The sequence below is a fragment of the Pseudomonas sp. NBRC 100443 genome, from assembly GCF_030268185.1.
In the GTDB taxonomy this organism is placed as follows: domain Bacteria; phylum Pseudomonadota; class Gammaproteobacteria; order Pseudomonadales; family Pseudomonadaceae; genus Pseudomonas; species Pseudomonas citronellolis.
Map to the genome: position 1 here is coordinate 24430 of NZ_BSQE01000011.1, position 22067 is coordinate 46496.

Annotated in this window: 24 protein-coding genes; 7 read left to right on the forward strand and 17 right to left on the reverse strand. The window is 70.3% G+C overall.

From position 1 onward, the window contains the following. Nucleotides 1-8: 8 nt before the first annotated feature. From QSJ95_RS15925 to QSJ95_RS15940, 4 genes are all read right to left on the reverse strand, one after another. Nucleotides 9-1991 carry an alpha-1,4-glucan--maltose-1-phosphate maltosyltransferase gene (locus QSJ95_RS15925; protein ID WP_285643646.1) on the reverse strand — a complete coding sequence of 661 codons (1983 nt, stop codon included), beginning with the start codon at nt 1989-1991 and terminating at the stop codon, nt 9-11. A gap of 115 nt (nt 1992-2106) precedes the next feature. Then, nucleotides 2107-2982, reverse strand: coding sequence for a non-homologous end joining protein Ku (ku, locus tag QSJ95_RS15930; RefSeq protein WP_285643648.1), 876 nt, complete (start codon nt 2980-2982; stop codon nt 2107-2109). Nucleotides 2983-2991: 9 nt separating this feature from the next. Then, a complete protein-coding gene (locus tag QSJ95_RS15935) occupies nt 2992-3234 on the reverse strand; it encodes a hypothetical protein (RefSeq protein ID WP_043266441.1) in 243 nt (80 codons plus the stop codon). Continuing rightward, entirely contained in the window at nt 3224-3739 is a 516-nt protein-coding gene (locus tag QSJ95_RS15940; protein WP_069865543.1) for an MgtC/SapB family protein, read from the reverse strand. Before QSJ95_RS15940 ends, QSJ95_RS15935 begins: the two co-directional genes overlap by 11 nt. Nucleotides 3740-3905: 166 nt before the next feature. Here QSJ95_RS15940 and QSJ95_RS15945 point away from each other — a divergent pair, with 166 nt between their 5' ends. Next, nucleotides 3906-4310, forward strand: coding sequence for a hypothetical protein (locus QSJ95_RS15945; RefSeq protein WP_069865545.1), 405 nt, complete (start codon nt 3906-3908; stop codon nt 4308-4310). Nucleotides 4311-4313: 3 nt separating this feature from the next. Here the strand turns inward: QSJ95_RS15945 and QSJ95_RS15950 are convergent, their stop codons facing one another. After that, nucleotides 4314-6773 carry a glycogen/starch/alpha-glucan phosphorylase gene (locus QSJ95_RS15950; protein ID WP_058072371.1) on the reverse strand — a complete coding sequence of 820 codons (2460 nt, stop codon included), beginning with the start codon at nt 6771-6773 and terminating at the stop codon, nt 4314-4316. A gap of 199 nt (nt 6774-6972) precedes the next feature. Between QSJ95_RS15950 and QSJ95_RS15955 the strand changes: the two genes are divergently transcribed. Further along, nucleotides 6973-7347, forward strand: a complete 375-nt coding sequence (locus QSJ95_RS15955; RefSeq protein ID WP_285643653.1) for a Rho termination factor N-terminal domain-containing protein — start codon at nt 6973-6975, stop codon at nt 7345-7347. A gap of 42 nt (nt 7348-7389) precedes the next feature. Here the strand turns inward: QSJ95_RS15955 and QSJ95_RS15960 are convergent, their stop codons facing one another. The 6 genes from QSJ95_RS15960 to QSJ95_RS15985 form a co-directional block, all read right to left on the reverse strand. Continuing rightward, nucleotides 7390-8241, reverse strand: coding sequence for an SDR family oxidoreductase (locus tag QSJ95_RS15960; protein WP_285643654.1), 852 nt, complete (start codon nt 8239-8241; stop codon nt 7390-7392). Nucleotides 8242-8281: 40 nt separating this feature from the next. Further along, nucleotides 8282-8458, reverse strand: a complete 177-nt coding sequence (locus QSJ95_RS15965; RefSeq protein ID WP_253407474.1) for a metallothionein — start codon at nt 8456-8458, stop codon at nt 8282-8284. A 936-nt stretch (nt 8459-9394) separates the two neighbouring features. Beyond that, nucleotides 9395-11947, reverse strand: coding sequence for a DNA ligase D (gene ligD / locus QSJ95_RS15970; protein ID WP_285643660.1), 2553 nt, complete (start codon nt 11945-11947; stop codon nt 9395-9397). 26 nt (nt 11948-11973) lie between these two features. Beyond that, nucleotides 11974-12426, reverse strand: coding sequence for a phosphotransferase system, HPr-related protein (locus QSJ95_RS15975; protein WP_285643662.1), 453 nt, complete (start codon nt 12424-12426; stop codon nt 11974-11976). Nucleotides 12427-12492: 66 nt separating this feature from the next. Further along, the gene (locus QSJ95_RS15980; protein ID WP_285643664.1) at nt 12493-12732 is read right to left on the reverse strand and encodes a metallothionein; all 240 of its coding nucleotides are present in this window, start codon (nt 12730-12732) and stop codon (nt 12493-12495) included. A gap of 90 nt (nt 12733-12822) precedes the next feature. Further along, nucleotides 12823-13053 (reverse strand): hypothetical protein, encoded by a 231-nt coding sequence (locus QSJ95_RS15985; RefSeq protein ID WP_009619807.1) that lies wholly within the window; start codon nt 13051-13053, stop codon nt 12823-12825. Between the two features lie 467 nt (nt 13054-13520). Between QSJ95_RS15985 and QSJ95_RS15990 the strand changes: the two genes are divergently transcribed. Continuing rightward, nucleotides 13521-13892 carry a DUF3509 domain-containing protein gene (locus QSJ95_RS15990; protein ID WP_058072375.1) on the forward strand — a complete coding sequence of 124 codons (372 nt, stop codon included), beginning with the start codon at nt 13521-13523 and terminating at the stop codon, nt 13890-13892. A gap of 45 nt (nt 13893-13937) precedes the next feature. Here the strand turns inward: QSJ95_RS15990 and QSJ95_RS15995 are convergent, their stop codons facing one another. The 3 genes from QSJ95_RS15995 to QSJ95_RS16005 all read right to left on the reverse strand — a co-directional run bounded on the left by QSJ95_RS15995 (nt 13938) and on the right by QSJ95_RS16005 (nt 17041). After that, nucleotides 13938-14351, reverse strand: a complete 414-nt coding sequence (locus QSJ95_RS15995) for a CBS domain-containing protein (RefSeq protein ID WP_043266468.1) — start codon at nt 14349-14351, stop codon at nt 13938-13940. Nucleotides 14352-14427: 76 nt separating this feature from the next. After that, entirely contained in the window at nt 14428-14979 is a 552-nt protein-coding gene (locus QSJ95_RS16000) for an ATP-dependent Clp protease proteolytic subunit (RefSeq protein WP_285643667.1), read from the reverse strand. A 919-nt stretch (nt 14980-15898) separates the two neighbouring features. Then, nucleotides 15899-17041, reverse strand: coding sequence for a carboxylate-amine ligase (locus tag QSJ95_RS16005; protein WP_285643669.1), 1143 nt, complete (start codon nt 17039-17041; stop codon nt 15899-15901). A 152-nt stretch (nt 17042-17193) separates the two neighbouring features. On the opposite strand from QSJ95_RS16005, the gene QSJ95_RS16010 reads away from it, so the two are divergent. Together QSJ95_RS16010 and QSJ95_RS16015 are read left to right on the forward strand one after the other, a co-directional pair. Further along, nucleotides 17194-18540 (forward strand): iron-containing redox enzyme family protein, encoded by a 1347-nt coding sequence (locus QSJ95_RS16010; protein ID WP_267852528.1) that lies wholly within the window; start codon nt 17194-17196, stop codon nt 18538-18540. Beyond that, nucleotides 18537-19487: a N5-glutamine methyltransferase family protein gene (locus QSJ95_RS16015; protein ID WP_285643674.1), complete on the forward strand. Its 951-nt coding sequence runs from the start codon at nt 18537-18539 to the stop codon at nt 19485-19487. The genes QSJ95_RS16010 and QSJ95_RS16015 overlap by 4 nt, the downstream gene beginning before the upstream one ends. Before the next feature lie 6 nt (nt 19488-19493). On the opposite strand, the gene QSJ95_RS16020 is transcribed toward QSJ95_RS16015, so the two are convergent. Further along, entirely contained in the window at nt 19494-19880 is a 387-nt protein-coding gene (locus QSJ95_RS16020) for a response regulator (protein WP_058489358.1), read from the reverse strand. 244 nt (nt 19881-20124) lie between these two features. Here QSJ95_RS16020 and QSJ95_RS16025 point away from each other — a divergent pair, with 244 nt between their 5' ends. Next, on the forward strand, nt 20125-20655 hold the full coding sequence (locus QSJ95_RS16025) for a hypothetical protein (protein WP_043266477.1): 531 nt from the start codon (nt 20125-20127) through the stop codon (nt 20653-20655). 11 nt (nt 20656-20666) lie between these two features. Continuing rightward, nucleotides 20667-21116 carry a DUF421 domain-containing protein gene (locus QSJ95_RS16030; protein ID WP_009619789.1) on the forward strand — a complete coding sequence of 150 codons (450 nt, stop codon included), beginning with the start codon at nt 20667-20669 and terminating at the stop codon, nt 21114-21116. A 25-nt stretch (nt 21117-21141) separates the two neighbouring features. Here QSJ95_RS16030 and QSJ95_RS16035 read toward each other — a convergent pair whose 3' ends face one another. Both QSJ95_RS16035 and QSJ95_RS16040 read right to left on the reverse strand, forming a co-directional pair. Continuing rightward, on the reverse strand, nt 21142-21561 hold the full coding sequence (locus QSJ95_RS16035; protein ID WP_285643915.1) for a low affinity iron permease family protein: 420 nt from the start codon (nt 21559-21561) through the stop codon (nt 21142-21144). A gap of 91 nt (nt 21562-21652) precedes the next feature. Next, a complete protein-coding gene (locus tag QSJ95_RS16040; RefSeq protein ID WP_043266479.1) occupies nt 21653-21895 on the reverse strand; it encodes a hypothetical protein in 243 nt (80 codons plus the stop codon). Between the last annotated feature and the right edge of the window lie 172 nt (nt 21896-22067).

Here is a 22067-nt window from a genome sequence, read left to right on the forward strand (position 1 = left end):
GCGGACTCCTAGCGGCGCTGCGGGTGCAGGCGCCAGATGCCGAAGGGAAGGTGCCAGGGCTCGATGCGCATCCGTTGGCGTTTGCCGTACCAGGTCCACTGGTGGCCGTTCATCAGGTCCTCGCCGCCCATGGCGGCGTCGTCCGCCAGGCCGAACTCCCACAGCGGCAGCTCGAAGTCGGCCTCCTGGGCGTTGTCCGGGTCCAGGCACACGGCGACCAGCACGAAGTTGGCCAGGTCCGCGGTGCGCTTGCCGAAATAGAGGATGTTGTCGTTCCAGGCGTTGTAGGCCTGGAAGCCGAGGTGGCTGTGCAGCGCCGGGTTCTCGCGGCGGATGCGGTTGAGCCGGGTGATCTCGCCGACGATGTTGCCCGGCGCGCGGTAGTCGCGCTGGCGCAGCTGGTACTTCTCGGAGTCGGCGTATTCCTCGCGCCCGGGGATGGCCGCGGCCTCGCACAGCTCGAAGCCCGAATACATCCCCCACAACCCCGAGCCGGTGGCCGCCAGCACGGCGCGGATGAGAAAGCCCGCGCGCCCGCTGCGCTGCAGGAAGTAGGGGTTGATGTCCGGGGTGTTGACGAAGAAGTTGGGCCGGTAGCAGTCGCGCCAGGGCGGCTGGTTCAGCTCGGCGAAGTATTCCTGCAATTCCTGCTTGGTGTTGCGCCAGGTGAAGTAGGTGTAGCTCTGGCTGAAGCCTAGCTTGCCCAGGCGCGCCATCATCGCCGGGCGGGTGAAGGCCTCGGCCAGGAAGATCACCTCGGGGTGCAGGTGGCGCACCTCGGCGATCAGCCATTCCCAGAACGGCAGCGGCTTGGTGTGCGGGTTGTCGACGCGGAACAGCGTCACGCCCTGGGCCACCCAGCCCAGCACCACCTCCAGCAGCGCCAGCCACAGCGAAGGCACGGCGTCGGTGGCGTAGAAATCGACGTTGACGATGTCCTCGTACTTCTTCGGCGGGTTCTCGGCATGGCGGATGCTGCCGTCGGCGCGCCAGCTGAACCAGCCGGGGTGCTGGCGCAGCCAGGGGTGGTCCGGCGAGCACTGGATGGCGAAGTCCAGGGCCACCTCCAGGCCGTGGGCGCGAGCGTCGGCCACCAGCGCGCGGAAGTCCTCCAGGCTGCCCAGCTGCGGGTGCACGGCCTCGTGGCCGCCCTCCTCGGCGCCGATGGCGTAGGGGCTGCCGGGGTCGTCCGGGCCGGCCTGCAGGCTGTTGTTGGGGCCCTTGCGGTGGGTGCGGCCGATGGGGTGGATGGGCGGGAAATACAGCACGTCGAAGCCCATGGCGGCGATTTCCGGCAGGCGCCGGCGCACGTCCTCGAAGCGCCCGTGCACGCCCGGCTGCGCGCCCTCCGAGCGCGGGAACAGCTCGTACCAGCTGGCGAAGCCGGCCAGCGGCCGCTCCACCTCCAGGCTCAGCAGCGGGCTGCGCACGCGGTGCAGGCGCGGCTCCACTCGTTGCATCAGTTCCAGGGTGGCCGGGGCCAGCAGCAGGGCCACGCGACCGTCGCGGGCCTGCTCGGCGGCGAGCTGGCCCAGCAGGGCGTCCAGTTGCGCGGCCGGTTCGCCCTGGGCGCCCTGCCGCGCCTCGCGCAGCAGTTGCTCGCCTTCGCTGAGTTCCAGCTCGACGGCCTGGCCAGCGGCGTACTTCTTCTCCAGGTCGTGGCGGAAGCTGGCGTAGCGGTCCAGCCAGGCCTGGATGACGAACTGGATGCGCCCCTCGTGGGGCGGCAGCAGCTCGGCCCGCCACAGGTCGTTGCCCTGCCAGGCCAGCGGCAGGCTGCGCCAGACCTCTTCCGGCTCCAGGCGCCAGGTCACTTCGGCGCCCAGCTGCTCGTGGCCGTCCATGAAGATGCGCGCGCTGACCGGGCAGCCCCGGCCGGCGATGGCCTTGGCGGCGAAGCGCCCGCCCTCGACCTGGGGCTCGATGCCCTCGATGGCGATGCGCGGCGCCTTGGCCGCGGCGCTGGCGCGCCCCTGCAGGTCCGGATTCATCGCTGCGCCCTCCTCGCCAGGCGATCGCATGTTCGTCGTCGGCCGCAACCTGCGGCCCCATGCTTTCCGAGGCCGGGCCCGCCGGCAAGTTCAGACTTTTCGCCGGCGGGCCGGCTCAGCGCGGGGCGCGCCGCCGGCCGCTGCTCTTGCGCGGCGCCGGCGCCTCTCCGGCCTTGCCCCTGGGCGCCGCTTTGCCGCCGCCCCCGGCGTTGCCGCGCAGGCTGCGCCGCAGCAGGTCGGTGAGGTCGATGATGTCGGCGCCCTCCCCGGTTTCCGGCGCCTCGGCACCGGGCACTTCCTCGAGTTGGCCCTTGGCGGCCTTCTGCTCGACCAGGGCGTGGATCTCGTCGCTGAAGCTGTCCTTGAAGGCCGAGTCGTCCCAGGCCTGGCTCATCTCTTCCACCAGGCGCGTGGCCATCTCGCGCTCGCGCTTGTCCAGGTCGACGTCGTCCAGCTCCAGGCCCAGTTCGTCCACCGAGCGCACCTCGCCCGGCCAGCGCAGCGTCATCAGCAGCAGCGCCTCGCCGTCGGCCAGCAGCGCCGCCAGGTGCTGGCGGCTGTGCAGCACCAGCTGGCACACCGCGACCTTGCCGCTGCGCGCGAGGGTCTCGCGCAGCAGCACGTAGACCTTCTCGCCGCGACGCTCGGGGCTCAGGTAGTAGGGCGTGTCGAAGTACGCCAGGGGAATCTCGCCGCGCTCGACGAAGCGCAGGATGTCGATGGTCTGGGTGGCCCGTGGGCGCGCCGCGCGGATTTCCGCCTCGCTGAGCACCACGTAGCGGCCCTTCTCGTATTCCACGCCTTTGACTATCTGCTCCTTGGGCACCTCCTTGCCGGTCACCTTGTTCACCCGCTTGTAGCCCACCGGCTCCAGGCTGCGGGCGTCCAGCCAGTCGAAGTCGGTGCCGCCGGAGCGGCTGGCGCTGTTCAGCCCCACGGGAATGTGCACCAGGCCGAAACTGATCGCGCCCTTCCAGATCACGCGCGCCATGCATGCCTCCTACAGTGAGATGCCGTCGTCGAAGCGGACGCGGCCGTCCGCCGAAATGTCGCGGATGCGCGCCAGCATGCGCCGGGCCGCATCCTCGGCCTGGGCCTCGTTGCGGCTGCCGGGGGCGAACACCCAGAGCACCTGTACCGCCGCGCCCTCGCGCTTGGGCTGGTATTCGATCAGCCCGACGTAGGCGCCGCCGCTGCGCATGGCGTCGGTCCAGGCGCTGCTGCCGCTGAATTCACGGAACATGGTGATCCTCCGCGGTCTTGCGCGGCGCCCGCGGCCGCTCGAACAGGCGCGGCAGGCTGTGCAGCACCAGCAGCGCCAGCAGGGTGCCGAGCACCGCGGTGGCGGAATGGCCGCGGCCCACGCAGATGCCGATGGCGGTGCTCAGCCACAGCCCCGCCGCCGTGGTCAGCCCCTTCACCCGCGCGGTGTCGGCGCCGCCCTTGAGGATGGTGCCGGCGCAGAGGAAGCCGATGCCCGCGGCGATGCCCTGGATCACCCGGCTGATGGCGTCGTCGCCGGCGCCGCCCTCGCTCATGGCCATGACGAAGAGCGCGGCGCCCAGGGTGACCAGCATGTGCGTGCGCAACCCGGCGGCCTTGCCCTGGGCCTCGCGCTCGTAGCCCAGCAGGCCGCCGAGCAGCGCGGCGAGCGCCAGGCGGAAGCAGGCGCGGGTGATCTGCTCCAGCTCGCGCAGGTCGGAAAACTCCGCCAGCAGGGCCGCGGCGATGCGCGACAGGGTCTCCATGGGCTTCTCCGCAAAGGGCCGTTGCAGGTGCAGACTGCCGCGCCGGCCGATGGTTTGAACGATTTCCCCGGCGGTAGCCCGGCACTACCGCCCGGCGGATCGTCCGCGCATTCGCCCGCCGCGCCTGTCCAACCCCGGCAAGCGTCGAACACCAAAGGAATGCGCCATGAACAGCCGCGACGACACCGACTTCGCCCAGGCCTACGAACAGGCCCTGACCGAAGTGGCCCTGCCCGCCTTCGCCGCCGCCGGCGAGTACGCCCGCGCCCACGGCCTGCTCTGCCACGTGGGCCTGCACCGTGGCGCCGGCGGGCTCTCCGAGCTGGGCCTGCACGCCCGCCGCCCCGGCGAGGGCCTGGACTGCCGCTGCCTGATCCGCGCCGAACCGCAGAGCGCCAGCCTGGTGCACGAGAACCACTACGGCGGGCGCAGCGAGCCGGAGCGCATCGTCGGCCCGCTGGCCTCGCTCAACCGCATGGTGCTGGACACCCGCCTGCAGGCCTTCTTCCAGACCGGCTTCGGCCTCAGCCCGGACTACCTGGCGCGCCGCCACGGCGGCGGCTTCTGGTAGACCCTAGGCGCCGCCCAGCGGCACCTTCCAGATGTCCTCGGCGTACTCGCGGATGGTGCGGTCGGAGGAGAACCAGCCGACCCGCGCGGTGTTCAGCACCGCCGCCCGCCACCAGCGCGCCGGCTCGCGCCACAGCGCCTCGACGCGTTCCTGGGCCTGCCAGTAGGCCTCGAAGTCGGCGCAGAGCATGAACCTGTCGTCGTGGCGCAGCCCCTCCACCAGGGCCGCGTAGCGGTTGGCGTCGTCCGGCGAGAACACCCCCGAGCCGATGGCCTTCAGGGCTTCCTGCAGGCGCGGCGAGGCGGCGATCTCGCCGGCCATGGACAGCTCGCCGGCGTGCTTGCGGGCCTCCACCTGCTGGGCGGTGAGGCCGAAGATGAACAGGTTCTCCAGGCCGATGCGCTCGGACATCTCGACGTTGGCGCCGTCCAGGGTGCCGATGGTCAGCGCGCCGTTCAAGGCGAACTTCATGTTGCTGGTGCCCGAGGCCTCCAGGCCCGCGGTGGAAATCTGCTCGGACAGGTCCGCCGCCGGGATGATGGCCTCGGCCAGGCTGACGTTGTAGTTGGGGATGAACACCACCTTGAGCAGACCGCGCACGGTGGGGTCGTCGTTGACGATGCGGGCGACGTCGTTGGCCAGCTTGATGATCAGCTTGGCCTGGTGGTAGCTGGGCGCGGCCTTGCCGGCGAAGATCTTCACCCGCGGCACCCGCGGGGTGGCCGGGTCGTTGCGGATGTCCTGGTACAGCGCCACGGCGTGCAGCAGGTTGAGCAACTGGCGCTTGTACTCGTGGATGCGCTTGACCTGCACGTCGAACAGCGCCTCGACGTCCAGGCGGATGCCCAGGCGCTCCTCCACCAGCCGCGCCAGGCGCGCCTTGTTGTGCCGCCGCTGCTGGGCGAAGCCGCGCTGCACCGCGGCGTCGCCGGCGTGGGCCTCCAGGGCGCGCAGGCGCGTCTCGGGGTCGTCGAGCAGCTCGCGGCCGAGGAACTCGCAGAGCAGCCCGGTCAGCTCCGGGTTGGTCTGGAACAGCCAGCGGCGGAAGGTCACGCCGTTGGTCTTGTTGCTGATGCGCCCCGGGTACAGGCGGTGCAGGTCGCGGAACACCGTCTCGCGCATCAGCTCGGTGTGCAGCGCGGAGACGCCGTTGACGCTGTGCGAGCCGAGGAACGCCAGGTTGCCCATGCGCACCCGCCGGCCGTTGTCCTCCTCGATCAGCGACACCGCGCGCAGCAGGGCGAAGTCGTGGATGTCCTTGGCGCGCAGCGCGTCGATGTGGAAGGCGTTGATCAGGTAGATGATCTGCATGTGCCGCGGCAGCATGCGCTCCATCAGCCCCACCGGCCAGGACTCCAGGGCCTCGGGCAGCAGCGTGTGGTTGGTGTAGGACAGCGTCGCCACGGTCAGCTCCCAGGCCTGCTCCCACTGCAGGTAATGGTCGTCCAGCAGCAGGCGCATCAGTTCGGCAACGGCGATGGCCGGGTGGGTGTCGTTGAGCTGGATGGCCACCCGCGCCGGCAGGCTGGCCAGCGCCAGGCCCTGGCCCAGGTGGCGCTGCAACAGGTCCTGCAGCGAGGCGCTGACGAAGAAGTATTCCTGGCGCAGGCGCAGCTCCTGGCCGGCCTCGGTGCTGTCCGCCGGGTAGAGCACCCGCGAGATGCTCTCGGCGCGCGCCGTGTCGGCCACCGCGCCGAGGTGGTCGCCGGCGTTGAAGCGGTCGAGCTTGAGGGTTTCCTCGCCGCGGGCGCGCCACAGCCGCAAGGTGTTCACCCCGGCCCGCCGCCAGCCGACGATGGGCATGTCGTAGGCCACCGCGCGCAGGCGCTCCATGGGTTCCCAGTGCTGCCGCGCGCTGCCGTCGCCGCCGTCGATGGCGTACACGCTGCCGCCGAAGCCGATGCTGATGCTGCATTCCGGGCGCTCGAACTCCCAGGGGTTGCCGAAGTCCAGCCAGGTCTCCGGCTGCTCCTGCTGCCAGCCGTCGGCGATGCTCTGGCGGAACAGCCCGTGCTCGTAGCGGATGCCGTAGCCGTAGGCGGGGATGTCGAGGGTCGCCATGCTCTCCATGAAGCACGCCGCCAGGCGGCCCAGGCCGCCGTTGCCCAGGGCCGCGTCGGGCTCGGCCAGGCGCACCTGCTCCAGGTCTACGCCCAGTTGCAGCAGGGCCTCGCGGGCGATCTCCAGCAGGCCGAGGTTGCTCAGGTTGTCGATCAGCAGGCGGCCGATGAGGAACTCCAGCGACAGGTAGTAGACGCGCTTGCGCTGGCCGCGATCGATGCTCCGGCTGGCCTCGTCCCAGCCGTCGACGATGTAGCGCCGCGCGGCCAGCGCCACGGCCTCGAACCAGTCGTGGGCGTAGGCGTCGGCGGCGTCCTTGCCGACGTCGTAGCGCAGTCGCGTCAGCACTTCCTGCTTGAAGGTTTCCACCTGTTCGGGAACGGGGGTGCTGGAGCCGTGCATGGCGTGTTCTCCGTGGTTCGCCTTGGGAAAAGGGCGGCGCCGGCGGCCGCCTCGTGTATCTAGGCCCGGTGCGCCGGCCAGAGTTCAGGCGTTTTTCCCCTCGTCCGCGGCCGTCCGTCCGAATCGCTGAACACCGCCCGGCGCCGCGGCCTCTCCCGAACGAACCCCGCAGTGAAGCGGCCGAGAAAGGAGAAGAGCGATGCCCCGAGGCAGCAAAGACAAGTACACCGACAAGCAGAAGCGCAAGGCCGAACATATCGAGGAAAGCTACGAGGAGCGTGGCGTGTCCAGGGACGAGGCCGAAGCGCGGGCCTGGGCCACCGTCAACAAGCAGTCCGGCGGCGGCGAGCGCGCCGGCGGCTCGGGCCAGAAGAACAGCCCAACGGCCAGGGCCGAATCGCGGCGTTCCTCGGCGCGCCGCGCGGTGGCCACCAAGCACGGCGTGCCGCGCCCCGGCCAGCGCCTGGAGGCGATGAACAAGCAGGAACTGCTGGAGCGCGCGCGCCGGCAGAACATCCGCGGGCGCTCGTCCATGCGCAAGCAGGAGCTGATCGAGGCCTTGCGCAAGGCCTGAGCCCCTGGCCCCTGGCGCTGCATTGCGCCGGGGCCGGGCGTCTCAGCCGTTGACCACGGTTCCGCCGTTGACGTGCAGCACCTGGCCGCTCATGTACGAGGAGTCGGAACAGGCCAGGTAGACGTAGGCCGGGGCCAGCTCGTCGGGCTGGCCAGGCCGCCCCATCGGGGTGTTGCTGCCGAACTTCGCCACCTCCTCGGCGCTGAAGGTCGAGGGAATCAGCGGCGTCCAGATCGGCCCCGGGGCCACGGCGTTGACGCGGATGCCGCGCCCCACCAGGTTCAGCGCCAGGGAACGGGTGAAGGAAGTGATGGCGCCCTTGGTCGAGGAATAGTCGATGAGCCTGGGGTTGCCCTTGTAGGCGGTGATCGAGGTGGTGTTGACGATGGCCGCGCCCTCGCCCATCAGCGGCAGCAGCGCCTTGGTCAGCTGGAACATGCCGAAGATGTTGGTGCGGAAGGTACGCTCCCACTGTTCCTCGCTGATGTCTTCGAGGGAGTCGGCCGGGTGCTGTTCGCCGGCGTTGTTCACCAGCACGTCCAGCCTGCCCCAGCGTTCCTTCAGGCGCCGCGCCACCTCGGCGCAGAAACCGGCGTCGGCGACGTCGCCGGCCAGTTCCAGGCAGTGCTGGCCGCAGGCCTCGATCAACTGGCAGGTCTTGGTCGCGTCCTCGGTTTCCTCCAGGTACAGCAGCATCACGTCGGCGCCCTCGCGGGCGAAGGTCAGCGCCACGGCGCGGCCGATGCCGCTATCGCCGCCGGTGACCACCGCCACCTTGCCCTCCAGCTTGCCGGCGGCGCGGTAGCTGTCCGAGGCGAACTCCGGCGGCGGCTGCATGATCGCCTCGCGGCCGGGCTGCCGGTCCTGGTGCTGGGGCGGTAGTTTCTCGCTCATGGTGGCTGTCCTCCGGTGCGTGGGTCGGTATCGCGGGCCGTCAGCCGCGCGGCGGCAGGGTCTCGCCGCAATGGCAGTGCGGGTCCTGGCAGTGCTTCTCGCCATCGGGGTGGCCGTCCGCGCAGGCCTGGCAGCAATAGGCGCGGCCTTCGGAGAACACGGCGGCGGCGCCCAGGCTGCACTGGCAGCCGGGGCAGGCGCAGGGTTGGTCGCTCATGGCAGGTCTCCTCCGCTTCGTGGCGCGGGGCCGCAGCCCCGCCGGTCACAGGGTTCGGCCGGCTGGGGGCGGCGGAGTTCAGCTTTTTCCGCCAGCGGCCCGCCGGCTGCGCGCATTTCGCTGCTGCTATTCGCCTGCCTGTGGAGCCAGGGAGCTTCGTGGTTGCGCATCATGCCGAGCGATCCCCTCTCCCGCTTGCGGGGGAGGGTTAGGGAGGGGGAGCGGAGTCAGGGTTGGCAGAGGTGTGTCGGCGAAGTCCGTTGCCCTCACCCCAGCCCTCTCCCAGAGGGAGAGGGAGCCGTTCGGCGTGGGCGATGAATTCGCAGTCGTCCTGAGACTTCGTCAGTGACGTAGGGCGAATAACCGTTCGCGGTTATCCGCCGATACACCGAGATCATGGCCAACGCCCAGATCACCCCCGGAGCTGCTGGAAACCAAGGCCAAACGGCGGATAACGCCATAGGCGTTATGCGCCCTACAGCCCGGACGTAGGAGCAACTGTGAAGCGCTTTTCGTAGGATGGGTTGAGCCTTGGCGAAACCCATGCGGCCACGGCGATGGGTATCGCTTCGCTCAACGCCATCCTACGAAAAGCGTGCTTCCTGGAACCGTAGGAGGACGCCTAACCCTCCTTCGTCAGTGACGTAGGGCGAATAACCGTTCGCGGTTATCCGCCGATACACCGAGGTCATGGCCAACGCCCAGATCCCCCCGGAGCTGCTGGAAACCAAGGCCAAACGGCGGATAACGCCATAGGCGTTATCCGCCCTACAGCCCGGACGTAGGAGCAACTGTGAAGCGCTTTTCGTAGGATGGGTTGAGCCTTGGCGAAACCCATGCGGTCGTGGCGATGGGTATCGCTTCGCTCAACGCCATCCTACGGATTGTGTTTGCGGACGTACGGACTTCGTCCGCGGTCCGGCCGGCAGGCCGGCCTCAGCGCTCCTCGCCCAACTGCTGCCACATCCGCCGCGTCAGGCGTTGCCGGGTCTCGCCCCAGCTCGCCCAGGGATCGTCCCTGCCCTTCAGCGCCAGGCGCTCGTCGATGCTGCCCAGGTTCCAGGCATTGGCGCCGCGCAACGCATCCAGCTCGCCCTCGGCCACCGGCACCGACACCGGCAGGCCTTCGCGGGCGCGGACCGACCAGGCGCACACGGTGCTGGCGCCGCGGCTGTTACGCAGGTAGTCGACGAAGATCCGCCCGACGCGGTTCTTCGGCCCGGATACGGCGCTGAAGCGGTCCGGCATCTGCCTGGCCAGGTGGCGGGTGATGGCGTGGGCGAAGTCCTTGACCTCGTCCCAGCCGTGGCGGCGCTCCAGCGGCACCAGGATGTGCATGCCCTTGCCGCCGCTGGTCTTGAGGAAGCAGGCCAGGCCCAGTTCGTCGAGCACTGCGAGGGTCAGTCGGGTCGCCTCGATCATCCGCGCCCAGGGCAGGCTGGGGTCGGGGTCCAGGTCGAGGACGAAGCGGTCGGGGTGCTCCAGGTCGTCCACCCGGGCGTTCCAGGTGTGCAGCTCGACCACGCCCATCTGCGCGGCGCCGGCCAGGGCCTTGGCGGTGGCGATGCGCAGCAGCGGCGCGTGGCCCGGGTCCAGGCGCGGGTCCAGCTGTTCCACGCCGGGCATGGCGTTGCGCGAGGCGTGGCGCTGGAAGAACACTTCGCCGCCGACGCCGTCCGGCGCGCGCAGCAGCGACACCGGGCGGTCGCCGAGCCAGGGCAGGATGCGCTCGGCGGCCTTCTCGTAGTAGCGCGCCAGGTCCAGCTTGCGCAGGCCGCTGGCGGCGTCGATCACCCGCTCGGGGTGGGTGATGGCCACGCCGGCCACCTTCGCGTCGTCCTTCGCCGCCTTGCGCGGGCGTTTCGCCGTGGGCTGCGCGCTCTCCCCGGCCGCCGGCTTCGCGCGTTCCTCGACTATCGCCTCGGCGGGCTTGTCGTTGCGCAGGCCGTGGAACACCGCGTGGCGCACCAGGCCCTCACGGGTCATTTCGGCGAAAGCCACTTCGCAGAGCCGCTCGGGGCGCAGCCAGGTCACGCCCTGGAAGGCCTGGCCGCGCGGCGGCGAGGCCAGCGGGCAGGTCTTGCTGGCCAGCGGGCGCAGGTTGTCGTGCACCCGCTTGAGGGTGGCGGCATCGAAGCCGGTGCCCACCTTGCCGGCGTAGCGCAGCTCGCCCTGGTCGTCGTGCAGGCCCAGCAGCAGCGCGCCGAAATGCCGGCGGCTGCCCTTGGGCGGGGTCAGGCCGAGGATGACGAATTCCTGGCGGCGCTTGCACTTGAGCTTGATCCAGTCGGTGGAGCGGCGCTCGACATAGGCGCTGCCGGCGCGCTTGCCGATCAGCCCTTCCAGGCCCAGGCGGCAGGCGCTGTCGAGGATGCTGCGCGGGTCGTCGGTGAAATCCTCCGAGTAGCGCAGGCGGTCGCTGGCATTGTGCTTCAGCAACCCGGCCAGCATGGCGCGGCGCTGCTCCACGGGCTGCCGGCGCAGGTCCTCGCCGTCCAGCCAGAGCAGGTCGAACAGGGTGTAGCGCACCTCGTCGCTGGCGCCGACGTCGAAGGCGTTCTGCAGGCGCTGGAAGTCCGGGCGGCCCTCCTCGTCCACCACCAGGATCTCGCCGTCGAGCCAGGCCGACTCCAGCGGCAGGGCGCGCAGCGCGGCGCAGATGTCCGGCAGGCGCTCCGCCCAGTCGTGGCCGTTGCGCGTCTGCAGGCGCACCTCGCCCTTTTCCACCCGTGCCAGGATGCGGTAGCCGTCGAGCTTCAGCTCGTAGCGCCAGTCGCCCTCCGGGGGCGCATCCAGCAACGTGGCCAGTTCCGGGGAGATGCGCTCGGGCATGGCGCCGGCCTTGGCGGCCTTGCGGCGCGGCGCCTTGGCCGCGGCGGCGCGCCTGGGCGGGTCGGCCGGCTTTTGCGCCGGCGCCGCCTCGCCGGGCAGCGTCCGCCCGCTGAGCACGCTCTGCGGCGCCTCGGCGAGGATGTCATGGCGGGGGAAGTCGCGGGCCTGGTCGTCGCGGCCCTTGACCAGGAACCACTGCGGCTTGCGCCCGGCCATGCGGGTGCGGATGAGGTTCCAGCTGCCGTGTAGCTTGCTGCCTTCCAGGCGGAACTTCAGGTGGCCGTTCTCCAGGCCCTGCCGCGGGTCGCCCAGGGGCTGCCAGCGGCCGCGGTCCCAGACGATAACGTCGCCGGCGCCGTAGTGGCCCTCGGGAATGTGGCCCTCGAAGCCGGCGTATTCCAGCGGGTGGTCCTCCACCTCGATGGCCAGGCGCTTCACCGAAGGGTCCAGGCAGGGCCCCTTGGGCACCGCCCAGCTCTTGAGCACGCCATCGAGTTCCAGGCGGAAGTCGTAGTGCAGGTGGCTGGCGTCATGCTTCTGGACGACGAATTCCAGTTCCCCGGCCTGGCGTCCGGGGGCCTCGCCGCGCGGCTCCGGCGTGCCGCTGAAGTCGCGGCGGCGGGCGTACTCCTCCAGGCTCGGCGTATCACTGGCCATGGGCGTTTCCTCCGCGGCGGGCCGCTTCAGCGTTCTTCCTCGTCAGTGTCCGGCGGCGACACCTGGTCGGTCCAGGGCTTGCCGTCCAATGGCGCGGAGCGGCCCAGCTCGGCCTCGTCCAGGCCGATGCCGCCGCCGATCTCCTCCTCGCCCACCACCCGCAGTTCGCGGTCCACCGGGGTTTCGTCGGCGGGCTCGAGTTCGGACTCGGTGCCTTCGTCGAGCAGCGTCTCCGGGGCCAGGTCGTCGCTGTCCACGTGGTCCTCGTACTCGCCGTCGACCAGGGTCTCGCCGCCGGTCATGCCCATCTCGGCGGCCCGCTGCGGCGGGAACTCCTCATTCACTTCGCGGCGCGGACGCTCGTCGCCGATGCGGCCCTCGGCGTGCTCGTCCTCGAAATCCAATTCGCGCACCGAGCCCATGCGGTCCTCGGTGTCGTCGATTTCCTGCGGCTGGCTGTGCTTGCGATCGTCGCTCATGGCCTTCTCCTCTCGCTGGGCGCCGCCCTGTCCGGCCACCTGCGGGCCGCGCGCGGCGCATGGGCCTCAGGGGGAAATGGGGTCGCTGGCGGGGAAGGTTTCTTCCAGGGAGTGGTCCAGTTGCCGTTCCTGCGTCTTCTTCAGCCTGCCGCTGTCGGCGCAGGGGCATTCGGGGTCCTTGCACTGGCGGTCCTCGGGGTGGCCCTGGGCGCAGGCCTGGCAGCAGAAATAGCGGTCGCCCTCGCGCACGGCGGCGGCGTCCAGCTCGCAGATGCAGTTGGGGCAGGCACAGATATCGGGTTTCATTTCCAGGCTCCTCCGTGCGTCAGCTCTACCTCGGTTGAGCCGGACGCAAGCGGGGAGTTCAGCTTTTCCCGCGGGCGACGCCGCCGCGCCTCAGGCGGCGGCGTAGGTGCGGATCAGCTCCTGACCCAGGCTTTCCACCTGCTCGGCGGTGCAGAGTTCCTCGCCGCTAATGCCCACCACCGTGGTGGGCGCCCTGCCCTGCGACGGGTGGCGCAGGCTGATGGCGTAGCAGCCATCGAGCTGCCGGCAGCAGTTGAAGCGGAACCCCGGATGGTTGTGCTGCAACAAGGCTTCGATTTCGCCACGAGTGAAATGCGTCATGCGGATACCCTCCCCGGGAAAAAGCCCCTCTTTCGGGAAAAGGTAGCGCCGGTCGCCAGCGAAAAAAGGCTGGCAGGACGCCATCCTTTGGCCATGCAGAATGCCTGATGGCAAAAGCGCCCCGCATGTCATCCACTTAGCGCGGGCCGCGGACCTGCGCGCCGCTTTCTTGTCGCCCAAAAAAGCGTCTGGCCCGACGAGCGGTAGGCGCCATGGGGCGTTACCGGTACCCGGGTATCAACCGCCATCGAGGCCCGGCCGGCGGAGGCGCGCATAGATTGCATTTCGCCACCACCCGGGCATGCAGTAAGGCGCCGGGCGAGCCCGCCGCTTTGCAATGCGCAAGCATCAAAGGGCCATCTATTCAGCTGAAAGTTCAACGTAAACAGCCGCTTAGGAATAGCGGCACGGGCGGAACGATTGCTGCAAAGGCATCGGCTACCCAACCAACACATAGGGAGTACGTCATGCCTGCCATTTCCAACGCCGCCATCGAATACCTGCAGAACCAGTTCCGCGCCTATGCCCCGCAATTCTCCTACCGTCCCGACGGCTCGGTGCTGATGGACCTGCACGACGCCAACGGCGAGCGCATCGCCCTGCGCGTGCTGCACAAGGAAGAGCAGGAAAACGACGTCCTGCTGAACAATCTGGTGGAGCGCATCCGCCGCGACCTGATCACCGAGTCGGGTCCGCTGCAGCCGGACAACGTCGACTGGTTCCTCAAGCGTATCGAGCTGCGCACCTTCGTTCCCGGCAACTACCGGCACCGGCCACGCAAGATAGTGGTGGCCGGCGAGCGCCTGCGCGCCCTGGCCGAGCGCAACCCGCGCTGGTAACCCCCCTGCCCCGCCGCCGGCATGCGCCGGCGGCGGGACCTGCACTCAATGCGGCCGCGCCACCGCCCGCAGCAGGTTGGCGCCCAGCTTGTCGGCGTTGCAACTGGCGACGTTGGCCAGGGACACCACGCCCACCAGGCGTTTCTGCCGGTTCACCACCGCCAGGCGGCGCTTCTCGATCTGCCCCATGTTCTTGGCCACGTGGTCCAGCTCCTCGTCGTCGAAGCAGTAGCAGACGCCGGGACTCATCACCTCGCTGACCGCCGTGCGCCCGTCCAGGCCATCGGCCAGGCCGCGCACCACCAGGTCGCGGTCGGTGACCACGCCGGTCATGCGCTCGCCCTCGCCGACGATCAGGGCGCCGATGTCCGCCTGGCGCATCAGCAGCGCCGCCTCCTGCAGGGTGGTGGCCGGGTCGATGGTGCGGACTTCGCGGCTCATGACTTCGCTGACTTTCATCGCTGTTCTCCTCAAGGGTGGACTCACCTGTGTGGAAAGTCCGCCGCCGCCAGGGTTCGAAGAATCTGCCCGAGCGTCAGGCGTGCACCGTCCACTGGCAGGTGGAATCGGCGATGCGCATGGCGTCCACCCGCTCGATCAGCCCGCAGGCGATGGCTTCCTGCGCCCCGAGGATGCGCGGGTAGGCCATCAGGTAGCTGGGAATGTCCAGGCGCTCCGCCGCGCCCCGGGTGCGCTCGTCGACGATGTCGGCGTAGAGCTTCAGGTCGTAGTCCAGGCTCATGGCGTATTCCGCCATGCGCGCATGGTCCACCGCGCCGTGCAGCGACCAGTGGAAGGGGTGGAACAGGAACTTGCTGTACAGGCACGCGGTGCGCACCTGGCCGGCGAGGAACAGGATGTTGCCCATGGATTCGACTGTGCCGAGGTTGTGGGTGTCCACCTGCACCGGCAGCGAGAGCAGGTAGTTGTAGAGGGTGAAGCCGTAGCTGCAGTCGCCGCCCATGGTGGCGATGTTCAGCTGCAGGTGGCTGGCGCCCTGCTGCAGGGCGCGGGTGCAGGTGCTGATGAGGTTGCCGCAGGTGGAGGAGTTGATCGGGCCGGTGAAGTGGATGATGTGGGTGGACATGGGGGCTCCTGGGGGCGTGGGTCGCTGGGCTGGACTCTCTGGTGAGTCGCGGGGGTGGGTGGGGGAGCCATTGGGGCGACGAATGGTGGTGAGGTGTAGTTCCGTTCTTCACTTCGTCATTCCCGCGAACGCGGAACCCAGTGGCTTGGGGGCTCGGTGTAGCGCGCCGCTCCGAGTCTGCGGAAATTTTTTGTTTCGCCCCCTCGGGCGAGTCCCTTTTGTCAAACGCCACAAAAGGAACCAAAAAGGCTTGCCCCGACATACGGGCCCGATGGAGCCGGGCTACCCTCGCGAATTCCCCCGCCACGGAGGCCCGAACTAGGCGTCCCCCCCCCCGAGCGTACGTCCCTGTAGCCCATCGGGGCTCTCGCGACATCCATGTCGCATGACCTCCTGAGCGCCGGTTTCGCTCGGCCTGCTGAAGGGGCGTTTCGGAGTGCGCGGATGTTTCGCTGGAAATCCGAATCGCGGACAAGGTCCGCTCGGTTCCAGGAAGCACGGGCGTAGGAGCGGACCTTGTCCGCGATTGGACTCAACGCCCCGCCGGACACTCCGGTGGCACGGACGGCCCCCTCTCCCGCTTGCGGGAGAGGGCTGGGGTGAGGGTGCTCTTGACCCCGACCGCCGGCGTTATCCGCCGGATCGCGGACAGAGTCCTCCTACGCTGCCCCACCCGCGCCATTCCCATGTAGGAGCGCGCCCTGCGCGCGATTCGCGGGCAGGGCCCGCTCCTACAGTTCCAGGAAAGCCCCGTAGGATGGGTTGAGCGAAGCGATACCCATCGCCACCACCGCATGGGTTTCGCAGGCTCAACCCATCCTACGAAAAGCGACTCGGCGCAGCAGGCAAGACAGTTGCGCCTACGGCTCCAGGAAGCACCGGCGTAGGAGCGGACCTTGTCCGCGATTGGACTCGCCGGCTACGCCAGCCCCACCGGCGCCTGGCTGTTCTCTTCCAGCAACTCGACCACCACCTCCCGCAACGCCTCATCCACGTCGCCCCCGCGCGCCAGGTGGCGGCGAAAACTGCGAACCTGCCGCGCCGCGCTGCCACCCTCACGGGCCAGCCGGCAGGCATGGGCATAGGCCCATTCGTTGCCGGCACGCGCCGCTGTCCCACACTGCGCCCAGGCCAGTTCCAGCCACCGCGCCAGGTCCACGCAATCCCCATCGGCCAGCAGAAAGCGCGCCCGGCAACCGTGGCGCTGGGCCTGCCAGTAGTTCTCCGCCAGCAGCGCCCGCAGCCGGTGCGGCTCCTCTGCGTCGGCATCGGCCATGGCCTGGGTGAGCAGCGCGCGGAACAGCCCGGCGATGCACAGCGCATCGGCCAGGCGCGGGCAGGCGTCGCTGATGCGCAGTTCCAGGGTCGGGTAGCGTGCCGAGGGCCGGACGAACCACCAGGCGTGGCCCGGCTCGCGCATCAGGCCCCGGGTGTGGAGCAGCTTCAGGTAGGCTTGGTAGGCCGGCTCGTCGTCGAACCAGGGCGGGATGTCCATCCGCGGCCATTGCCCGGACAGCGCCCGGCGGTAGCTCGCCAGCCCGGTGTGGCGGCCCTGCCAGAACGGCGACGAGCAGCTCAGCGCCAGCAGCAGCGGCGCCCAGGGCAGCACCCGGTTCATCAGCGTCACCCGGTCCAGCCCCGGCGGCACTTCCACGTGCACGTGCAGGCCGCACAGCAGGCTGTTGCGGGCCGGCTGCACATAGTCCTCGAACAAGGCGCGGTAATGCGCCGGCTCGCTGGGCGCAGCGTCGGCGAGGCGGCTGAACGGGTGCGCGCCCACCACCAGGCTGCGCAGACCGTGGGCCCGGGCCAGCTCGCTCAGCTGCGCGCGGGCGCGGGCGAGGAAGGCGGCGGCCTCGCCCAACTGGCGGAACACCGGGCTGACCAGTTCCGCCTGGCACTGGAACATCTCCTCGGCGAAGCAGTTGCCCAGCGCCCGGCGGCAGGCCTGCGCCCATTCGGGCGGGACCTGCCGGGCCAGGTCGAGGCTGGCGCCGTCGACGAGGAAGGCCTCTTCCTCGATGCCGAAGCGGGCCGGTGGGTGGGCGGGCGTCGCGACCATGGGGATCCCTGCCGGAAGGGTTACAGGATCGACGCCGCGGCCCCGCCCCGGGTTCCGTCTTTCCCGCGCTCAGCCACTGGTGCCGATCGTTGAAACCTTCGCCGCCGGCGCCACTCGCAATGTTCAGGAGCCATCGCCAGAGGAGCCGCCCCATGAACCTGCCCTGCACTCCGCCCCGCGAAGAGGCGGTCGATGCCCGTTCGCTGCACAGGGCGCTGCTCCATGCGCCCCTGGAGCACCTGACGGCGGCCGAAACCTTCCTCGACCGGCAGCTGCGCCAGGCGGCCGAGCTGCCCGTCGACCTGCCCGACACCCCGGCGGCCTGGCCGCAGTGGCTGGACGCGCGGGCCGCCCGCACCGCGCGGGACTATGCCCGGTACCTGGCCGAGCGACATGCCGGCGCGCCGCGGCGCTACTTCCGCAACCGCGCCCACGCGCTGCACTTCCTGCGCGGCGTGGCCCCCACCAAACTGGTGGACGGCGCCTGGCTGTATGGCGTGCTGGGCCATGCCGGCGACGCCCGCCTGCTGCCCCTGCTGCATACCTACCTGGAGGAACTCGGCCGCGGCGTGGCCGCCAGCAACCACGTGCTGATCTACCGCCACCTGCTGGAAAGCCTGGGCTGCGCCGGCGCGGCCGAGCTGTCCGCCGAGCACTACGTGCAGGGCGCGGTGCAACTGGCGCTGGGCTGCCTGGCCGGGCAGCGCCTGCCCGAGCTGATCGGCTACAACCTGGGCTACGAGCTGCCGCCGCTGCACCTGCTGGTGACCACCTGGGAGCTGCAGGAGCTGGGCATCGACGCCACCTACTTCCGCCTCCACGTGACCATCGACAACGCCAGCTGCGGCCACGCCCGCCGGGCCTTGCAGGCGCTCTACAACCACCTGCCGGACAAACCGCGGCGCCAGGCCTTCCTCGCCCGGGTGCGGGCCGGCATGGGGCTGAACGACGTCGGTCTGTCCAGCACCCAGGTGATCGACGGCTTCGACCTCGACCGCGAGCTGCTGGCCATGCTGGAGCGCAAGCAGCCCTTCGCCCGCCACCTGCACAGCGACCGCACGCGTATCCAGGGCCGCACCCTGAACCAGTGGCTGGCCGCGCCCTGGGGCGTGGCCGCGCTGCTGCGGGCGCTGCAGCAGGAGGGCTGGATCCGTCGCGACGCCGACCCGGCGCACAGCCGCTTCTGGCGCCTGGTCAGCGGCCCCGACGCGGCCATGTTCGGCGTCTTCGATGGCTATGAGCAGCAGCTGCTGCACGACTGGATCGCCGGCAGCTGGTCGCCCGCCCCTGCCCGGCGCGCGCCGCAGCCGGTGGCGCTGGAAGCGGCGCCGGCCGACCTCGACGAGGAAGAACGCCGGCTGCGCCGCGAACTGGCCCAGCTGGCGCCGCACCAGCGCCGCCGGCACCTGCTGCCGCTGCTGGCCCCGCAGCGCCACTGGACGCCGCTGGGCCTGCTGGCCACCCGCCTGTTCAGCCAGGACCTGGGGGTGGCGCCATGACGCCGCTGCCGCCACGCCTGGAAGCCCTGCTGGCGCTGGGGCGGCGCCTGCGCGGGGAAGGCTACGCCTTCGTCACCGTGAGCCCGGCCACCCACGCGCGGGTCAATGCCCGCGAGGAAAACGCCCTGGCCCGCGACCTGCGCGACGTCTTCGGCTGGAGCCGGCCCTTCGCCGAGGACCTGCTCGAGCGCTCGCTGTTCTCCCTGCTGGCGGCCGCCGACCTGTTGCAGTGGGACGGCCGCCACTGGCGCAGCAAGGTGCGCTGGTCGAGCCTGGAGGACCAGTTGTTCGCCCATTCGGCCTACCCCACCGAGGCGGCCGAGGCGGTGTTCTTCGGCCCCGACACCTACCGCTTCGCCCGCGCCATCGCCCAGCACCTGCGCACGCTGGACAGCCGCGACATCCATCGCGCGGTGGACATCGGCTGCGGCGCCGGGCCCGGCGCCATCCTCCTCGCCGGGGCCTGCCCGCAGGCGGAGATACATGCGCTGGACATCAACCCCCACGCCCTGGCCTTCACCCGTGTCAACGCGCTGCTGGCCGAGGCGCCGCAATTGCAGGTGCGCCGCAGCGACCTGCTGGAGGGCCTGGCCGGCGACTTCGACCTGATGGTCGCCAACCCGCCCTACATGCTCGACGCGGCCCAGCGCACCTACCGCCATGGCGGCGGCTCACAGGGCGCGGAGCTGTCGTTGCGCATCCTCGAAAGCGCCCTCGGCCGCCTGGCGCCCGGCGGTAGCCTGCTGCTCTACACGGGCGCCGCGGTCATCGACGGCGAGGCGCCGCTGTGGCGCCAGGCGAGCCGGCTGCTGGCGGCCCGCCCCGGCTGGGAATGGCGCTACGAGGAACTGGACCCGGACGTGTTCGGCGAAGAACTGGAAGTGCCCGCCTACCGCCAGGTGGAACGCATCGCCGCGGTGCTGCTGACCTTGCGGCGCCTGGCCTGATCCCCGTCACAGCCAGGGCTGCACCGGCGGGCTGCACAGCGCCACGCCGATCGCCAGGCCCAGTTCCTCCAGGCCCACCGGCTTGAGCAGCACGGGGTAGGCCCGGGCGTGCAGCGCGGAGCGCTCAGGGTTCTGCGTCAGCACCAGCACCCGCATCAGCGGGCGCAGCGGCAGGCAGGACTCGATCAGCGCGGCGCCGGTGAGCGGCCCGGCGAAAGGCTCGTCCACCAGCATCAGGTCGATCACCACCGGGGACGACAGGTGTTCCAGCGCCTGTTCCGCATCGCCGGCGCCGAGCACCGCATAGCCGCGGTCCAGCAGCAGTTGCTCCAGGCGCCACAACTGGTCGGCCTGCTCGGCGAGCAGCAGCACCACCTTGTTCGTTTCGCTCATGGCTCGTCTCCGTCGGTGAATGGTCCGACTTCCTGGCGAGCAAGAACCACGCCCACCCGCGCGACGATCCAGGCCCCGGCGCAGAGCGCCCGCGCACAGGGTCATGGCAGGACGACATCAGCAGAATGCGCTGGCGGCCCCGCCAGGCGCTGCAAAATGCCCAGCGCGGCCGCCGGTAAGCTGGCCGGCACCAAGCGGCGCCGCCGCAGTCGCAGCAAAGAGCGGCCAAGCGAAGGTACCCGCCATGACAGAGCATCCCCGCCCCCTCCCAGCCGAGCCCGCGGAGGAGTTCAGCGAACGCAGCCACCCGGTCGCCGAGCACATGGCCGGCCAGCGCCGGGCCTGGCGCCTGGAGCGCCTGGGGCTGGCCGTCCTGCTGGGCATAGTGCTGGTGGCCTTGAGCGGCCTGTTCGCCAGCGGCCCGCTGAGCTCGCGCCAGCTGGCCAGCCAGGATGGCCGGCTGCAGGTGGAGTACGAGCGCTTCGGCCGCATCGGCGCCAGCCACAACCTGCACGTGCGCCTGCGGGGCGCCCCGGGCAGCCCGGCCGAGCTGCGCCTGGGCGGCGACTTCCTCGCCCGCCAGAGCGTGCAGAGCCTGCAGCCGATGCAGCGCGGCGACAGCTGGCGCGGCGGGCTGGCCATCCACGGGCGGCACGACGAGCGCGGCGAGTGGCACCTGTTCCTGACCTTGCTGCCCGACGCGCCGGGCCTGCTCGACTACCGGGTGGAAGGCGCCGGCCAGGCCCTGGAATTCAACCAGCTCATCTACCCCTGAGGAGGTGCCCCATGGAGTCGGTCCTGCGCGCCGCGGCCATCTACCTGCTGTTGCTGATCCTCTTCCGCATCGCCGGCAGGCGGTCGCTGGCGGACATCACTACCTTCGACCTGCTGCTGTTGATGATCATCGGCGAGGCCACCCAGCAGGCCCTGCTGGGCAACGACTTCTCGCTGATCAATGCGGCGCTGGTGATAGTCACGCTGATCGTCATCGACGTCGGCCTGTCGCTGCTCAAGCTGCGCCACCCGGCGGTGGACCGGCTGATCGAGGGCTCGCCGACGCTCATCGTCGAGTACGGCCGGCCCTTGCGCGCGCGCCTGGCCGAGGCGCGCCTGCGCGAGGAAGACATCCTCCTCGCCGCGCGCCAGACCCAGGGCCTGGAGCGCATGGAGCAGATCCGCTTCGCCATCCTGGAGAAGAACGGCAAGATCTCCATCATTCCCGAGAGCGGCAAATGAGCGGCTGCGAAGTGTTCCGCATGGATCAGCGCGGCGGCGGCGCGTCGCCTTCGGCCTGCTCCTGGTCGGCCACGCGCTGGGGCGTTTCCCCGGCGCCGGCGCTCTCGCCCATGCGCTGGTAGGTGTCGCGCAGCTTCTGCAGCTGCTCGGCGTCCAGTTCGTCCAGCCCCATCAGGGCGTCGTGGGCCGCGTGGGTGGTGCGCAGCAACTCGTCGATCTTGATGTGCAGGGCGTCGGTGTCGCGGTTCTGGGTGTTCTGGATGAGGAACACCATGAGGAAGGTGACGATGGTGGTCGAGGTGTTGATCACCAGTTGCCAGGTGTCGTTGAAGTGGAAGAAGGGCCCGCTGACGGCCCAGACCACCAGCAGCGCGCAGGCCACGGCGAAGGTCGGCGGGCGCCCGGCCCATAGCGACAGCCACTGGGCGAAGCGGGAAAACGACAGCCCGCCGGGCTTTTCCCGCTCGGCGCCAGCCGCGGCCGGGGGCGCCTCGTTGGCCTCCGGCGCGGCCGCCTTCGCACTCTGCCCCGGCCGCTCAGCCCGGGCGCTTCTCATCACCGATCCCCTGGATGTCGATGTCCTCCGGCGAATACTCCGCCGTCGAGGCCGGGGGCTTCTGCACGCAACCCTCGCTGCCGTCCTCCTCGGGCGTCTCGATGACCGGGCCGGGCCGGCGCGGCTCGCCCTTGCGCTCGCGCACCGGCGCCTTCGGCGGGTCGTCATGTTCGGCCACGGGGCCAGGGCGGGGTTTCTGCACGATGGTGTTCTTCTCGCTCATCACGTTCTCTCCCGGGGCCGAGCCCCCAAAGCCTCTGGTGTCGCCCTCGGTGGAAAAGCGCCGCGGCCGAGAGTTCAGAAGAACTCGCCGGCGGCAGCGCGAGCTTCGCCGTTTTCCTGAACTTCTGCCGCCTCGCCCCGACCAAAACTACTCATACGCATCGATAAGGGGG

Bases quoted from the DNA above. Each gene is read 5' to 3' on its own strand.
- QSJ95_RS15925 (WP_285643646.1), bottom strand. From the start codon at position 1,991: ATGAATCCGGACCTGCAGGGGCGCGCCAGCGCCGCGGCCAAGGCGCCG.
- ku (WP_285643648.1), bottom strand. From the start codon at position 2,982: ATGGCGCGCGTGATCTGGAAGGGCGCGATCAGTTTCGGCCTGGTGCAC.
- QSJ95_RS15935 (WP_043266441.1), bottom strand. From the start codon at position 3,234: ATGTTCCGTGAATTCAGCGGCAGCAGCGCCTGGACCGACGCCATGCGC.
- QSJ95_RS15940 (WP_069865543.1), bottom strand. From the start codon at position 3,739: ATGGAGACCCTGTCGCGCATCGCCGCGGCCCTGCTGGCGGAGTTTTCC.
- QSJ95_RS15945 (WP_069865545.1), top strand. From the start codon at position 3,906: ATGAACAGCCGCGACGACACCGACTTCGCCCAGGCCTACGAACAGGCC.
- QSJ95_RS15950 (WP_058072371.1), bottom strand. From the start codon at position 6,773: ATGCACGGCTCCAGCACCCCCGTTCCCGAACAGGTGGAAACCTTCAAG.
- QSJ95_RS15955 (WP_285643653.1), top strand. From the start codon at position 6,973: ATGCCCCGAGGCAGCAAAGACAAGTACACCGACAAGCAGAAGCGCAAG.
- QSJ95_RS15960 (WP_285643654.1), bottom strand. From the start codon at position 8,241: ATGAGCGAGAAACTACCGCCCCAGCACCAGGACCGGCAGCCCGGCCGC.
- QSJ95_RS15965 (WP_253407474.1), bottom strand. From the start codon at position 8,458: ATGAGCGACCAACCCTGCGCCTGCCCCGGCTGCCAGTGCAGCCTGGGC.
- ligD (WP_285643660.1), bottom strand. From the start codon at position 11,947: ATGGCCAGTGATACGCCGAGCCTGGAGGAGTACGCCCGCCGCCGCGAC.
- QSJ95_RS15975 (WP_285643662.1), bottom strand. From the start codon at position 12,426: ATGAGCGACGATCGCAAGCACAGCCAGCCGCAGGAAATCGACGACACC.
- QSJ95_RS15980 (WP_285643664.1), bottom strand. From the start codon at position 12,732: ATGAAACCCGATATCTGTGCCTGCCCCAACTGCATCTGCGAGCTGGAC.
- QSJ95_RS15985 (WP_009619807.1), bottom strand. From the start codon at position 13,053: ATGACGCATTTCACTCGTGGCGAAATCGAAGCCTTGTTGCAGCACAAC.
- QSJ95_RS15990 (WP_058072375.1), top strand. From the start codon at position 13,521: ATGCCTGCCATTTCCAACGCCGCCATCGAATACCTGCAGAACCAGTTC.
- QSJ95_RS15995 (WP_043266468.1), bottom strand. From the start codon at position 14,351: ATGAAAGTCAGCGAAGTCATGAGCCGCGAAGTCCGCACCATCGACCCG.
- QSJ95_RS16000 (WP_285643667.1), bottom strand. From the start codon at position 14,979: ATGTCCACCCACATCATCCACTTCACCGGCCCGATCAACTCCTCCACC.
- QSJ95_RS16005 (WP_285643669.1), bottom strand. From the start codon at position 17,041: ATGGTCGCGACGCCCGCCCACCCACCGGCCCGCTTCGGCATCGAGGAA.
- QSJ95_RS16010 (WP_267852528.1), top strand. From the start codon at position 17,194: ATGAACCTGCCCTGCACTCCGCCCCGCGAAGAGGCGGTCGATGCCCGT.
- QSJ95_RS16015 (WP_285643674.1), top strand. From the start codon at position 18,537: ATGACGCCGCTGCCGCCACGCCTGGAAGCCCTGCTGGCGCTGGGGCGG.
- QSJ95_RS16020 (WP_058489358.1), bottom strand. From the start codon at position 19,880: ATGAGCGAAACGAACAAGGTGGTGCTGCTGCTCGCCGAGCAGGCCGAC.
- QSJ95_RS16025 (WP_043266477.1), top strand. From the start codon at position 20,125: ATGACAGAGCATCCCCGCCCCCTCCCAGCCGAGCCCGCGGAGGAGTTC.
- QSJ95_RS16030 (WP_009619789.1), top strand. From the start codon at position 20,667: ATGGAGTCGGTCCTGCGCGCCGCGGCCATCTACCTGCTGTTGCTGATC.
- QSJ95_RS16040 (WP_043266479.1), bottom strand. From the start codon at position 21,895: ATGAGCGAGAAGAACACCATCGTGCAGAAACCCCGCCCTGGCCCCGTG.